This window comes from Acetobacter sicerae (assembly GCF_011516765.1).
Lineage (GTDB): Bacteria > Pseudomonadota > Alphaproteobacteria > Acetobacterales > Acetobacteraceae > Acetobacter > Acetobacter sicerae.
This window is the reverse complement of record NZ_JAAABN010000004.1, coordinates 243,807-257,462: the sequence shown is the minus strand read 5'-3', so window position 1 is coordinate 257,462 and position 13,656 is coordinate 243,807. Positions and strand designations below refer to the sequence as shown.

The following is a 13,656-nucleotide window of genomic DNA, read 5'->3' as shown; positions in this document are numbered from 1 at the left end:
GTTTGTGCGTAAGACCTGATCTGGATTGGCCTGATTACCCAAAAGGATCAGGATCGTAATCCACGCCCACCAGATACAGGCCCTCAGAAGGGGCGGTTGGCCCGCCTGCGCATCGGTCACGCGCTTCCAGCGCCGTCCGCAATCGTTCAGCGTCCCAGCGGCCACAGCCGACGAGTTGCAGCGTGCCGACCAGATTCCTCACCTGATGATGCAGGAAGGAGCGGGCTTCGACATCGAACAGAATCATCTCGCCGTCACGGGTAATATCCAGCCGGTCCAGCGTACGGACGGGACTTTTCGCCTGACAGGCAACCGCCCTGAACGTCGAGAAATCATGCTGGCCGAGCAGAATCTGCGCGGCGGAGTGCATGGCCGGCACATCAAGCGGATGGCGCACATGCCACACCCTGTTGGCTTCGATACCGGGGCGGGACGGGCGGTTCAGAAGTCTGTACCGATAACGGCGACGAACGGCGGAGAAGCGGGCGCTCCATGCTGGGTCCACAGGAGCCGCTGCCAAAATCACGATTGGATGGTCTTTGAGATGGTAGGAAAGGCCGTCTCTCACAGCCCGGGGATTGAGCGGCAGGGAGATTGGAAAATCCAGATGCGCCACCTGTCCCGTGGCATGAACGCGTGCATCCGTACGTCCGGCGGTGATGCTGGGAACCTCGCGTCCTCCCGCCAGCCGGGCGGCGGCTTCTTCCAGTAGTTGCTGAACGGATAGCCCGGTTTTCTGTCTCTGCCAGCCCACCAGACCGGTGCCGTCATACTCGATCTTGACGGCCCAGCGTTGCCGGTCGTCCGGCGCATGACTCTGACGAAAGAACGCCGGAGGAGAGCCGTCACTCATGAGCCGAGATGTGTGCCGACAGCCACAGGTTGCCCGCGCAGAAACGCCTCTGTGTCCATCATGCCGCGTCCGGGGCGCTGAATCCGACAGATACGGAGGGCCGAACCTTCGCCGCACGCCATGGTCAGACGGTCATCCAGAACCGCGCCCGGCGTGCCGAAGCGTTCTGCCTCGACCTCAACGGCGCCAATCTTCAGAGTGACGCCATCCAGCGTCGTAAACGCACCGGGCCAGGGGGTGAGGGCGCGCACCTGCCGGTCGATGGTCTCGGCAGGCTGAGTCCAGTCGATGCGGCCATCTTCCTTCGTCAGGCGGGCGGCATAAGTCACGCCGTCCTCTGGCTGGGGAATGGCGGGAGGACGCGCACGCAGGACATCCACCACCATTTTCGCGCCCAGAGCCGCCAGTTCGTCATGCAGACTGGTGGCTGTCGTCACGGCCGTGATCGGCACGCCAACCGAAGACAGCATGTCGCCCGTGTCCAGACCGACATCCATCTGCATGATCGTTACGCCGCTTTCTCTGTCTCCGGCCAGAATGGCGCTCTGGATCGGAGACGCGCCCCGCCAGCGCGGAAGCAGGCTGGCGTGGATGTTCAGGCAGCCCAGTTCGGGGGCGTCGAGCATCGCTTTCGGCAGGATCAGGCCGTAGGCCGCAACAATGGCGACATCGAACTTCTGCGCGGCGAACCAGCCCAGTTCTTCCTGATTGTTTCGCAGCTTTTCCGGACAGCGCACAGGAATGCCGAGCGTCTCCGCTGCATGATGTACAGGGGAAGGGCGCAGCGCCTTGCCGCGTCCGGCTGGTCTCGGAGGCTGGGTATAGACGACCGCAATCTCATGTCCCGCATCGCGGAGAGCATAGAGCGCCGGAACGGCGAAATCGGGCGTGCCCATAAAGGCCAGACGCATCGGTCTGTTCTCCGCAAGTCAGGTCCGGGCGGAAGGAAGCGTCCGCTCGGAGTGTGAAATCTGTGGCGGGTGGCGTTTAGTGCCTGATGAGTTTCTGCTCTTTCGCCAGACGCCGCATGATCATGTTGCGGCGCAGCGTGGAGAGGTGATCCACGAACAGCACGCCATCCAGATGATCAATCTCGTGCTGGATGCAGGTCGCCAGCAGCCCGTCCACTTCGCGCTCGCAGCGCTCGCCTTCAACGTTCGTCCAGCGAACGCGCACCGCTTCCGGACGGACAACTTCCGCATACTGGTTGGGAAGGGAGAGGCAGCCCTCCTCACGCGGCGTCATGACTTCGCTTTCCGTGAGGATCTCGGGATTGATGAGAACGATCGGCTGGCGGTCTTCGTTATCGCCCAGGTCGACGATGACATAGCGCTGGCTGATCCCGACCTGAGGGGCCGCCAGACCGATGCCGGGCGCGGCATACATGGCTGAGAACATGCCCGGCAGGGTCGCTTTCAGCGTCTCCATATCCTCCGGACGCACGATCCGGGCCTTCTGGCGCAGCACGGCCTGAGGGGCGATCAGAATCTGTGTGGGCGCAGCAGTGGCCCCGGCGAGGGAGAAATCGACGTCGTTCATAGCGCCGGTTTAGCGAGGCCGCCTGTGTTTTTCCAGTCCTCACTGTCGGGAGAATACGCCCCCTCGTTGGAACAGGCTGCTTTCACCAGTTCCGTGGACTGTAAGTGGCGGCATCCTGCGGATCGTACGTCAGCGACATGCGATCCTCGCCCGAGCCTGCATAGCGACAGACGGACAGGGTGCTTTCTACCCGACTGCCTACTGACGCCAGATAGGGAACGGGCATGCAGAGATACCACAGCCTGCCCCGGGAGCCGCCGACGTCGCTGACGGCGAAGGCTTTGGGGGCGGAAACCGGCAGCGTGTCATCGTGGCGCGGCGGATTGTAGTGCAGCGTTATCTGGCCCGTAGCGTCCGGATAATACTGGAGCCCACAGGACCGGATGAAATTGGCCAGAGTGGGCTGACGCAGAAGAGTCGTGTCAGGCTTTTCCTGCGCACAGAGCTGGCGTTTGGATTGCTCATAGTGGGCGCATCCGCTGAGGGCGACGGCGCTTACCAGACAGAGCAGTCCGGCCAGTCGGGAAGGATGAGTGCGCTCACACACGTTCATTGTCTTCCAGCGGAGGTGCGAGCTTGTCACCCACTGCGAGCAGCATGGCGGTCAGCGGGGAAGCGAGAATCAGTCCCGGCGCACCGAATATGCCGCCGAAGAATGTCTGGGAGAGAACGGTCAGACCGGGCGGCATCTGCACGGCCTTGCGCTGGATCAGTGGAGCCATCACGTTGCCTTCGAAGAACTGGACCACTGCGTAGAGCGCGGCCACCATGGCGGTCTCGCGCAGGCCGAGGGAGAGTGCCAGCAGCAGGGCGGGCACAGCACCGAGAATAGCGCCGATATAGGGGATGAAATTACAGAGCGCGGCCAGAAAGCCCAGGCTGACGGCCAGAGGCACGCCGATGATCCACAGGCCCATGCCGGAGAGGATCCCGACGACGGCCATATCCAGCGCCTGTCCGGCGACCCACGCCCACAGGGTGTCCGCTGCGACGAGCATGACTTCCTGTCCCCGTCCGCGCCAGTGACGCGGTACAAGACGGAGGATGCCGTTGGCGTAGAGAGTGGGGGAGGCGGCGAAATACAGTCCGGCGATGACTACGACGGCGAGGGTTCCCAATACGCCGAACGCCGAACCGAGAAATCCTGTCATGGAACCGGCGATCCGCGAACCGAGGGACATCAATCCGCCACTACCGCTTGCACCGCCGCCGTGGCCGCCCAGAGAGGCCGGCAGGTAATTCAGCAGGACCTGTCCCTGTGGCCATGCCGCAAGCCGGTCACGAAGGGCGTAGACCTGCGTGGTCAGGGCGTCGCGCAGCTTGGCGGCCTGCGCGACGATGTCCGAGCCACTTGACCAGCCGATACCTACTATCAGCGTCACCATCAGCACGCAGACGATGGCCAGCGCCGCCCCATAGGGCAGATTTGTCCAGCGTTTCAGACCACGGGCGAGTCCGTGCAGGATCACGGCAAACAATGCGGAAGCAAAGACCACCATGATCACGTCGCCGATCAGCCAGATCGACAGCATGACCGCGGCAAGGGTCAATGTAAGGCGAAGGATGCGGGCAATGCTGTCGAGTGGCGTTTCGCCGGGTGGTGGTGCGTGCTGTTCGTCTTCGAGGATCTGTTCGGAAGCCATGAGAGTCTGGATCACCTGAAAGCTGCGGCCGCCGTTATTGTGGCCTGATACATGGCATAACGCCGCCATCAGGCTTTCGCTCACAAGGGCGGTTAAGATTTTTCAAAAAGCAGGTTGAATGGCTGATTATAAAGGGCACGGCATGTTCATGCGGCAAGGAAACGACGCTGACACGTCTGGCTATCCGGACCTGTCAGCGGCGTCTGGTCAGGAAAGAGTGCGCCTTCCGGACAAAGCCCGTCAGCGGGGCGTGACCCAGCCGTTACCTGTGGAATCACCCAGACTGCCCGAGCCGTTCGGGCCGGAATCCTGATAGGCGGAACCGAATCTCGACAGATCAGCGCCCGTGACGGAGTCCCTTGTGACATGCTGGGCGTGTTCCGGATCGGGACCATGCAGCATGTCCATCGAAGGCGCATCCTGATATCCTGGCGGCAGCTTTCTGTGCCCCTGGACATGCAGGTTTTCATGACGGCCTGTCGGCGCGCCTGCGCTGCTGTCTTCGCGCGTCGGATCACCGGACATCATTTCGGCACCCGACAGGGCATCACTCTGCTGCGCCATCGCCTGTCCGGACAGGGATGCGCTCGTGGCCGCCAGAAGCAGCAGGAGGCCTGCCGTTGGGAAAAAGCCGGTGAGTCTGGGAAAAACACGCATAGATACAGATCTCTCAGGGCTGGGTTGCGGGCGCGTGGCCGGACAGCCCATCATCAATGTCATTTCTATCAGTCTACAATTACCTTCCCCCATCTTACAACCGCAATAGGCCACGGTCAGACGTGCTATCAGCGGTGGGGTGGCGAGTGGGGCGGGAGAAAGGCCAGTGACCGGGGATCTTTTCGACTTTCTCAAAGTGACGGAACCCGGACAGGATGAAAGCCGGGCCGAACGGATTCAACTGGATCCGGGCGCTTTTATTTTCCCCGGCATGGCGCTTTCCCGAGCGCCAGAGCTGCTGGAAGCTGCTCGCCATATCGTCCGGCAGGCGCCGCTCAGACATCTTGTCACACCGGGCGGTCATCGCATGTCCGTCGCCATGACTTCCTTTGGTGACTATGGATGGATTTCGGACCGGTCCGGTTATCGCTACACACAGGTCCGACCGGATAACGGTCAGCCATGGCCAGTCATGCCTGACCTGTTTCGCTCGCTGGTGGAAGAGGCCACCCGTGCGGCAGGCTTTCCGCATCCTCCTCTGCAATCAGGTCTGCTGAATCTGTACCGTCCCGGAACGCGTCTTTCCCTGCATCAGGACAAGGATGAAGAAGATGCGGAGACACCGATTGTTTCCGTCTCTCTGGGAGTGGCTGCGACGTTCCTGTGGGGAGGTCTCGACCGTGCTTCTCCCTTACGCCGGTTTCGGTTGTCGCACGGCGATGTCGTGGTGTGGGGCGGTCCTTCCCGGATGATGTTCCACGGCATCGCCCCGCTGGCTGTGTCGTCACATCCTCTCACGGGAGAATGTCGTCTCAACCTGACGTTCCGCCAGATTACAAGGCGTTCCTGAGAAGCGTGGGCTTGTGGGCTGGGCTTCTGTTTCAGTCGAAGCTGAAATGCGGCTTTTTTCGTGTGTTGATAAAAAGCTGCACTGTGCTGGAGGTGTCAAAGCCGGCTGGAAGAGGGCCCGCTATGCCTGCCGCAGTAATCGGCGCGGGCATGGTGCGGGCCGGGAAACCGCAGTGACTCAGTGTCGTCGCGACGCTGGAGGCAATCTGAGGGTTCTTGTTATAGATGTAATATTCCCCGATGCCTCGGGCTGAAAATATCTGCGAGCGCTGGACCTTCCTGTCGATCCCTTCCAGAGCGTCCTGTGTCTGATCAGCCATGAAAGCCGCCTCCGCATCGCCCGCGAGCGTTATGATCTCAAAGTCGTTCCTGAGGTTTACAAAATCACTCTGCAGACAGACGCGCGCCTCGTCAGAGATGTCCCGCCAGACCACGTTCGCCTTGATCTGATCTGCCTTTGCCCGCGCTTCAACGGCCTGTTTCTGTGCAGTCAGAAGGGCGATCTGGGCGTCCTTGTAAGCCAGCGCCTGACTGGAATGGGCGTGATCCAGTCTGAAAAATATGTATCCCGTGCCGAGGCCGGAACACAGGCTGGCGACAACGGCGATCAGTAGGCTCCAACCAAGGTAACTGTTCTGGCTTCCTTTCTTCGGGAAGGAAAATCTCTCTGTAATGTTTGTTGTCTGCATCGTGCGCCAGTACGTCCCGCGTAATGAAACAGGGAAGGGCTGCTGCCCCATTTGTTAATCAGGCGTTCATAAAGAAGAAGTTTTTGATCTGATAGCGGGATTTTTTTCATGGCGGAAAATTCGCCGATTTCTCCGCCGTCACAGGACGGCGAGATCGTGATAGGCTGGAAGCACTGATTCAACTGGAGTTTTCCATGAACGCCTACGATCATCTGCATCGCCTTTTTGGACGTCTTTCCGCTCTGGAAGATGCGGGAGGCCTCCTCTCATGGGATCGCGATACGATGATGCCGGAAGGGGCTGCCGGTCGCCGTGCGACGGTCATGGCGACTCTCGGCGGTTTGCAGCACGAAATGCTGACCGCGCCCGAGGTGGGGGACTGGCTGGGCACGGCCAATGCGGACGGCGATTTCTGGAAACAGGCCAATCTCAACGAGATGAAACGAATTCATACCCGTGCCATCGCCGTGCCGGGTGATCTGGTCGAAGCGCTATCGAAAGCCGGATCGGAAGCAGAAATGGTCTGGCGCAAAGCCCGTGCCGACAACGATTTTGAAAGTCTGCGGCCCTATTTGCAGACTGTGCTCGATCTGACACGCGAGAGCGCCACGGCGATCGGCGAGGCGCTGTCCCTTTCGCCCTATGACGCGCTGCTTGATGGTTTCGATCCGGGCATGACGCAGAAAGCCATCACGCCGATCTTTGAAACTCTTGCTCACGATCTGCCGCCATTGTTGCAGGAGGTGCTTGAACGGCAGGCCGCTTCGGGGGAGACTCCCTCGGTTGGTACAGCACCTTTTCCGATTGCGGATCAGGAGAAACTCGGCGTGTCCATGATGCGGCAGGTTGGTTTTGACATGACGCGTGGACGGCTGGATGTGAGCGCCCATCCGTTCTGCGGTGGTGCGACGGATGATGTGCGTATCACCACGCGTTATGAAGCAGATGATTTTCTGCCTGCGTTTCTTGGCGTGATTCATGAAACAGGTCATGCGCTTTATGAGCAGGGATTGCCAGCTGACTGGCAGGGGCAGCCGGTCGGGCGGGCGCGAGGAATGACCCTGCATGAAAGCCAATCCCTGCTGATGGAAATGCAGGTCACACGATCCCGCGCCTTTGCGACATTTGCAGCGCCGGTCATGTCTTCTGCATTTGGTGGACAGGGTTCATGGAATTCGGATGATCTCTATCGTCGTATGACACGGGTCAGCCCGGGCTTTATCCGTGTGGATGCGGACGAAGTCACCTATCCGGCGCATATCATCGTCCGGTATGAGCTTGAGGTCGCCATGATCGAAGGGCGGCTGGCGCTGAAGGATCTCCCCGAAGCGTTCAATGCCCGTATCAAGGATATGCTGGGACTGGATGTCCCGGACGATCGACGCGGATGTTTGCAGGACATTCACTGGCCGCTGGGTTTGTGGGGCTATTTCCCCTGCTACGCGCTGGGCGCGCTGACAGCGGCGCAGTTGTTCGCGGCGGCGAAGACGGCGTTGCCGGAAATCGAGAATGAAATCCAGCGTGGTGAGTTCAGTAACCTTCTGGGTTGGCTTCGTACTGCGGTGCATGAAAGCGGCAGTAGTGCTTCGACGCAGGATATCATCAGCGCTGCTACAGGAAAGCCGCTGGGTGCCGAGGGCTATCTGCGGCATGTTCGGGCTCGTTATATCGATGGAGAGCGGTAGGTTTTTATAGGAACGGACGTTTTTGATTTTCTGAGTCGAGCGGCTGTTTTTGGTGAGCGGAATGGTCGCGTGAGAGGGAAACACGCATGAATGTTTCCTTCTCATGAGCAGGAACGTCTCTCATGGCGCGCAGGGAATCTGCCATAGCGCTCGAAAAATACCCCCTGTTTACAAAGAGATGTTTTCCGTCATGCTCAGCCGCCGGTCGTGCTCTGCCAGCTCCGTGGGGAGCATCCATGCCAGCGGGTAAAAGCCCGCGTGAAGGCGCTGCCTTCGCTATAGCCCAGAAGAAATGCTGTTTGTGACACGGAATGTTCGCTATTCCGCAGGTATTTCAGCGCATGCTGGCGGCGCACGTCTTCCACCAGAAGCCGGTGCGTGAAGCCGCTCGCGGCCAGCCGACGCTGAAGGGTCCAGTAGGGACAGCCAAGCCGCTCTGCAACCTGAGTGATGGAAGGATGGCCGTGCGGCAGAAGATCAAGGATGACGCTGCGGACCTGCAACAGAAAATCCTGTTCAAGTGACTGCTTGTGCGCCTGTATCTGGAGCAGTCCATCCTTGATTGCGCTGAACAGGAGCCCGTCTGCGGCTGGCATCGGTGTGGCGAGACTGGCTGATGGAAACAGGATGGAGTTTGTTTCCTGTCCGAAAAGAACCTTACAGCCAAACACCTTTTCATGTTCATTCGTGCAGGACGGCGCCTTGTTGCGAAAATGCACGGCTACAGGTGTCCAGTTCTGGCCGCAGGCGTCCCTGATGATGTTGCACAATACGGCGAGAGTCAGCTCGGCATCCTGACGGTGGTCGTGAAGGAGCGGGTCGCCAACATCATAATCCAGACGGGCAGTCTCACCCTGTCTGGAATGAGTGACGATGCTGTTGTCCTGATGGATCGGAAAGAACGTTGCCAGATTGTCGAGCGCATCGCCCAGAATGGAAGAGGAGAGGGCGGCGTAGCCCAGCATGCCCAGACGGCGGGGCGCGAACTGATGGCCGAACCATAAACCAAAATTTGCCGTTGCCGTTTTGCTTGCCGCGTAATCCAGCGTGCGACAGTAGGCGTCCAGAGAAACCGTCTCGGACGGGGTGCTGCTGAGTCGTCCTTCAAGGCCGCACCGGCTGAACACATCCACGGGCTGCGCCCCGAGACGCGCAATGAAGGCATCCAGTCCATAAACGACGGAGGCCAGAACCGTCGTGGATGAAGCCGGTGAACCGGAACGTCCCTGAGTTGGCAGACGTGTCATTCCGCCACTATCTCCCATGATGGCAGGTCGGACTTCTCCGTCCGACCATCGGATCGCGCAAGAAAAGACAGGGTGAAAGAGCGGCGGCCCTTCTGTCAATTCATTTCTTTTTCGCAACGCATTCGTTGTCGGATGTCATGAGATTGTGCCCGTCTGTCATTATCCGTTCTCCCTTGCGTGCCTACGCTGTTTCCATGAGGCCACCATGCGGATGGCCATGTGTGAGAGTGTGGGAGAGACGTCATGGCCAATCCGTATCTGGCCGGTTTTGAGAGCAAGGCGGATATTCTCGCCGCGTCGGAAGAATTCTGGAATCCCGACAAGACCCGGTTCTGGCAGAGTGTGGATGTGCCGCTCGTAATCGGGAAGCGTGAAGGTTACGTACTGACCGACGTGGACGGGCACGAACTGATCGACGTGCATCTCAACGGCGGCACCTACAATCTCGGTCACCGCAACCCCGATCTCATTGCGGCGCTGACCGACGCCTTGCAGTATTTCGATATCGGCAATCATCATTTCCCGTCTCCTTCCCGGACGGCGCTGGCGATGAAGCTGCTCAAGCTCTCCGGAGAGCCGTTCGAGCGGGTCGCCTATGCCACCAGCGGCAGCGAGGCCATTGATCTGGCCATCAAGAGCGCCCGTTACGCCACAAAACGTCGCCGCATTATCTCCATCCGCAAGGCCTATCACGGACACACCGGCCTCGCCGTCGCGACAGGCGACGAACGGTTCAGCCAGCTTTTCCTTGCGGATCGTCCGGAAGAGTTCGTGCAGGTGCCGTTCAACGATCTGGACGCCATGCAGGCCGCGCTGAAAGCGGAACCCGCGGCGGCCGTCATTATGGAAACCATTCCGGCGACCTACGGTTTTCCCCTTCCGGCTCCGGGTTATCTCGCAGAGATCCGCCGTATGTGCGACGAGGCCGGCACGCTCTATATCGCGGATGAAGTGCAGACCGGACTGATGCGTTCCGGCGCTCTCTGGGCCGTTTCCCGTCAGGATGTGCGCCCCGACATTCTCGTCACCTCCAAGGGACTGGGTGGCGGCATCTACCCCTTCGGTGCGCTGCTGCTGACAAAGCAGGCCAGCGGCTGGCTGGAGCAGGACGGCTTTGCGCACATGTCTACTTTCTCCGGTTCGGAAGTCGGGTGTTACGTGGCGAACGCCGTTCTCGATCTGACGACAAGTCCTGAAACCGTCACCAATGTGCAGGCGATCATTGCGCAGTTTGCAGCAGGCCTTGCGGGTATCCGAAGTCGTCATGCCGACTGGTTCGTGGGTATCCGACAGGAAGGCCTGATCATCGGTCTGGAATTCGCCACGGCGGAAGGGGCGAAGCCTGTCATGCGGGAGCTGTACAAGCGCGGCGTGTGGGCCATCTTCTCCACGCTTGATCCGCGCGTGCTCCAGTTCAAGCCGGGTCTGCTGCTTCAGTCCGGGCAGGTGGATGACATCCTGCAAAGGCTGGAAGACGCCATTTCCGCCAGTTCACCTTTCTGATGGGAGAATGCGCCATGACCGCACGCGCCTGGGAACAGACCTCATGGAACTGGCAGGACAATGTCGCGCCTTTTCTGCCTCTCTATGGAATTGATCCGGAATCCAACTGGTCTCTGCTAAGTTTTTCTGAAAACGCTGTTTACAGGGTCGATACGCCGACGGGTGAGGTTTTTATCCTCAGACTGCATCGTCCTCATTATCGCAGTGTGGATGAAATCCTTTCGGAAATCACCTTCATCGAACATCTGCGAGATGATAACATCCTGAATACACCAGCGATCCTTCCAACGCAGGATGGGACCATGCTGGCTCATGCGGGTGAAGGGGAGCAGCAGCAACATGCTGTGCTATTCGCCTATCAGCCCGGTGGGATGCCGTCGGAAGACGGTCTGCCCGACAAGTTTCATGAACTGGGACGTATCTCCGCGCAGCTACATAATTATACCAGCAGGCACGCCGCGCTCAAAAACCTGAAACGTCCTGTGTGGGATGTTGAAGTGGCTGTCGGCGAGAACGCCATGTGGGGCTGTTGGCGGCATACCCGCAACATGACGGCTGAGCAGACGCAGCTGCTTGATACGGCCGATCGCAGGGTACGTGCTGAACTGGAGCGTTATGGCAGTCCGGACAACCGTTGGGGGCTGCTGCATGGCGACATGAGGCTGACCAATATCCTGCATAGTGGTGACCAGACCAGCATCATTGATTTCGATGATTGTGGTTTCGGCTGGCACATGTACGAATTTGCCTGCGCCTGCACGTTCATGGAATGCAGCAAGGATATCGACGCCATCACCACGTCCTGGCTATGCGGGTATACCCAGATACGTCCTCTGTCCGAGGCTGACATCCAGATTATTCCCGCCCTGTTGATGCTCAGACGTCTGCTGATGGTCGGATGGTTCACGACCCATCAGCATTCTGCGGAAGCTCGTGCGCTGGAACCCGGCTTTCTCGAAGACTCGCTGACCATGGCGCAGAATTATCTCGACGGCACATTCCTGTCCTGTCTGACGCGTGTCACCGAGGAAGCCTGAATCCCGATTTTCTCTGGCCTAATTTGTTTCGTTATCAAAACAGGAATCGTCACTTCCTGTCTTTCAAAGGATGATCGTGATGAAAAATGCCGCAACATCGCCGCCACCTGCCAGCCCGCCATCCAATCTGCAGGGTAATCTTGGCGTCATGTCCATTGTCATGATGGTGGTGGCCGCAGCAGCGCCTCTTACCGTCATGGCGGCCAACAGTCCGCTTATCATAGCCATGGGCAATGGCATTGCAGCGCCACTGGATGCCGCGATCGCTACACTCATCATGTATCTGTTCACGGCTGGCTTCATCTTCATGTCGCGCTACGTGACAAATGCGGGAGCGTTCTACGCTTACATCCAGAAAGGACTGGGGCGACAGGTTGGTCTTGCGTCCGCGACGATGGCGGCGGCGTCCTACAGCTTCATCGTGATCGCTCTGGAAGCCTACATTGGCTACACAGTCAGCGAACTTCTGCACAATGCACTCGGTGTTTCCATTCCGTGGTGGATACTCTCCATCATTGTGGTGATGGTCGTGGGTTTTCTGGGTTACCGACATATCGAGATGAGTTCACGTTTTCTCGGGATCGCGCTTGTTCTGGAAGTGGGCGTTGTTCTGCTGGCTGATCTTGTGATCGTGGCGACAAAGGGTGTCTCTTCCCTGTCGACAGAGCCTTTCACGGTTCACGCCGCTCTTTCCGGTTCGCCCGGTCTTGGCATCATGTTCGCCATCTACTGCTTCATCGGTTTTGAATCGACCGTGATCTTTCGGGAAGAAGCCCGCAATCCGGATGTGACCATTCCACGTGCGACCTATACGGCCGTGTTTGGGGTGGGCATTTTCTACGTCATCTCGATGTGGTGCGAGGTTGCCGGTTTCGGCGTGGATTCTGTCGTTCCCATGGCCAATGAGCACACAGGTGACATGTATCTGCTGCTCATCCGTTCCTATATGGGCAAAGTGAGCGAGGACATCGTCAATGTCCTTCTGATAACAAGCCTTTTCGCCTGCATCCTCGCGCTGCACAATGTCGTGGTGCGGTATCAGTACATCATGTCGCGCTATGGCGTGTTGCCTGCCGGAATTTCCAGCGTGCATACGGAGCACTCATCTCCACATGTTTCGTCGTTCGTGCAGTCCTGCACATCCTTTGTGGGACTTCTCATCCTGCTGATGCTCGGCCTTGATCCCGTGACGCAGATCTATGCCTGGGGCGCTACGGCCGGAACGCTGGGCTACATGGCGATCCTGTCGCTGACCTGCATATCGGTTCTGGTGTTCTTCAACGTCCGCAACAAGGGACTTGGCAGTGTTTGGCATACATTGATTGCGCCCGTCGGGGGACTTGTGGGGCTGCTGGCATGCCTGTGGATTGCAATCGCAAACCTTCCTGCGCTGATCGGCGGGGATAACGCTGGCGTCGCTGCCTGGGGTATCGGTGCTCTGGTGATCGTCACGTTCGCCTGTGGTTATGTTCTCGCAAGCCATATGAAGAGCAGGTATCCCCTGCGTTTTGAAGCGCTGAGGGAACTGGCCTGATCTCTCTGTTAATCTGAGAACGCAGTAGCATTTTGTGTGGGTCTGAAGTGTGGGGAAACCCTGTTTCAGGCCCTGTTGCTGATATGATGTCGAACGTAGCTGGAATGAGACTCTCCACTGGTGTCTTGAGGCAGCCTGTGCGCTTCGTATGACGTCATAATGCCGTGAACCTCCCTGCTGCGCCCGTTGCAGTCAGATCCCTCAAGTCCAGAAACCAGTCGTCTGGATGTGAGAAAACGCGTCGCTGAATTTGGGACCGTTACTCTCACGGGATGGAGCGTCCCTTGAACTGCTCCTTGCCCGTGCCCGACGATCTTCCACAGATGTGTCGAGAGGCATTTTTTGCACTTGGAGCCAATCTCCGGCATAAAGTTCCGCCCACGTCTTGCGTGGGGATCCCTTCAACATCAGCTTCTCTGA

Annotated in this window: 13 protein-coding genes; 5 read left to right on the top strand and 8 right to left on the bottom strand. The window is 58.9% G+C overall.

The features are described from left to right. Positions 1 to 34: 34 nt before the first annotated feature. From truA to GVI59_RS06680, 6 genes are all read right to left on the bottom strand, one after another. Positions 35 to 853 (bottom strand): tRNA pseudouridine(38-40) synthase TruA, encoded by an 819-nt coding sequence (truA, locus tag GVI59_RS06705; RefSeq protein ID WP_173573518.1) that lies wholly within the window; start codon positions 851 to 853, stop codon positions 35 to 37. Further along, positions 850 to 1,764, bottom strand: a complete 915-nt coding sequence (gene fmt / locus GVI59_RS06700; protein WP_173573517.1) for a methionyl-tRNA formyltransferase — start codon at positions 1,762 to 1,764, stop codon at positions 850 to 852. The genes truA and fmt overlap by 4 nt, the downstream gene beginning before the upstream one ends. A 76-nt stretch (positions 1,765 to 1,840) precedes the next feature. After that, complete coding sequence (gene def, locus GVI59_RS06695) at positions 1,841 to 2,392, bottom strand: peptide deformylase (protein WP_173573516.1); 552 nt, start codon at positions 2,390 to 2,392, stop codon at positions 1,841 to 1,843. 82 nt (positions 2,393 to 2,474) lie between these two features. Continuing rightward, entirely contained in the window at positions 2,475 to 2,939 is a 465-nt protein-coding gene (locus tag GVI59_RS06690; RefSeq protein WP_173573515.1) for a hypothetical protein, read from the bottom strand. After that, complete coding sequence (locus GVI59_RS06685; protein WP_173573514.1) at positions 2,932 to 4,035, bottom strand: AI-2E family transporter; 1,104 nt, start codon at positions 4,033 to 4,035, stop codon at positions 2,932 to 2,934. Before GVI59_RS06685 ends, GVI59_RS06690 begins: the two co-directional genes overlap by 8 nt. Positions 4,036 to 4,275: 240 nt before the next feature. After that, positions 4,276 to 4,692: a hypothetical protein gene (locus tag GVI59_RS06680; RefSeq protein ID WP_173573513.1), complete on the bottom strand. Its 417-nt coding sequence runs from the start codon at positions 4,690 to 4,692 to the stop codon at positions 4,276 to 4,278. A 166-nt stretch (positions 4,693 to 4,858) separates the two neighbouring features. On the opposite strand from GVI59_RS06680, the gene alkB reads away from it, so the two are divergent. Then, positions 4,859 to 5,542 carry a DNA oxidative demethylase AlkB gene (gene alkB, locus GVI59_RS06675; RefSeq protein ID WP_173573512.1) on the top strand — a complete coding sequence of 228 codons (684 nt, stop codon included), beginning with the start codon at positions 4,859 to 4,861 and terminating at the stop codon, positions 5,540 to 5,542. Between the two features lie 31 nt (positions 5,543 to 5,573). On the opposite strand, the gene GVI59_RS06670 is transcribed toward alkB, so the two are convergent. Next, positions 5,574 to 6,230, bottom strand: coding sequence for a hypothetical protein (locus tag GVI59_RS06670; protein ID WP_242012980.1), 657 nt, complete (start codon positions 6,228 to 6,230; stop codon positions 5,574 to 5,576). A 194-nt stretch (positions 6,231 to 6,424) separates the two neighbouring features. Between GVI59_RS06670 and GVI59_RS06665 the strand changes: the two genes are divergently transcribed. Beyond that, positions 6,425 to 7,915 carry a carboxypeptidase M32 gene (locus GVI59_RS06665; RefSeq protein ID WP_173573511.1) on the top strand — a complete coding sequence of 497 codons (1,491 nt, stop codon included), beginning with the start codon at positions 6,425 to 6,427 and terminating at the stop codon, positions 7,913 to 7,915. A gap of 194 nt (positions 7,916 to 8,109) precedes the next feature. On the opposite strand, the gene qhpR is transcribed toward GVI59_RS06665, so the two are convergent. Further along, entirely contained in the window at positions 8,110 to 9,162 is a 1,053-nt protein-coding gene (gene qhpR / locus GVI59_RS06660) for an AraC-like transcriptional regulator QhpR (protein WP_173573510.1), read from the bottom strand. Positions 9,163 to 9,405: 243 nt separating this feature from the next. Between qhpR and GVI59_RS06655 the strand changes: the two genes are divergently transcribed. The 3 genes from GVI59_RS06655 (at position 9,406) to GVI59_RS06645 (ending at position 13,236) form a co-directional block, all read left to right on the top strand. Beyond that, positions 9,406 to 10,665, top strand: a complete 1,260-nt coding sequence (locus tag GVI59_RS06655; RefSeq protein WP_173573509.1) for a class-III pyridoxal-phosphate-dependent aminotransferase — start codon at positions 9,406 to 9,408, stop codon at positions 10,663 to 10,665. 14 nt (positions 10,666 to 10,679) lie between these two features. Beyond that, complete coding sequence (locus GVI59_RS06650; RefSeq protein WP_242012979.1) at positions 10,680 to 11,702, top strand: phosphotransferase enzyme family protein; 1,023 nt, start codon at positions 10,680 to 10,682, stop codon at positions 11,700 to 11,702. Positions 11,703 to 11,781: 79 nt separating this feature from the next. After that, positions 11,782 to 13,236 (top strand): APC family permease, encoded by a 1,455-nt coding sequence (locus GVI59_RS06645; protein ID WP_173573507.1) that lies wholly within the window; start codon positions 11,782 to 11,784, stop codon positions 13,234 to 13,236. The last annotated feature ends 420 nt before the right edge of the window (positions 13,237 to 13,656 follow it).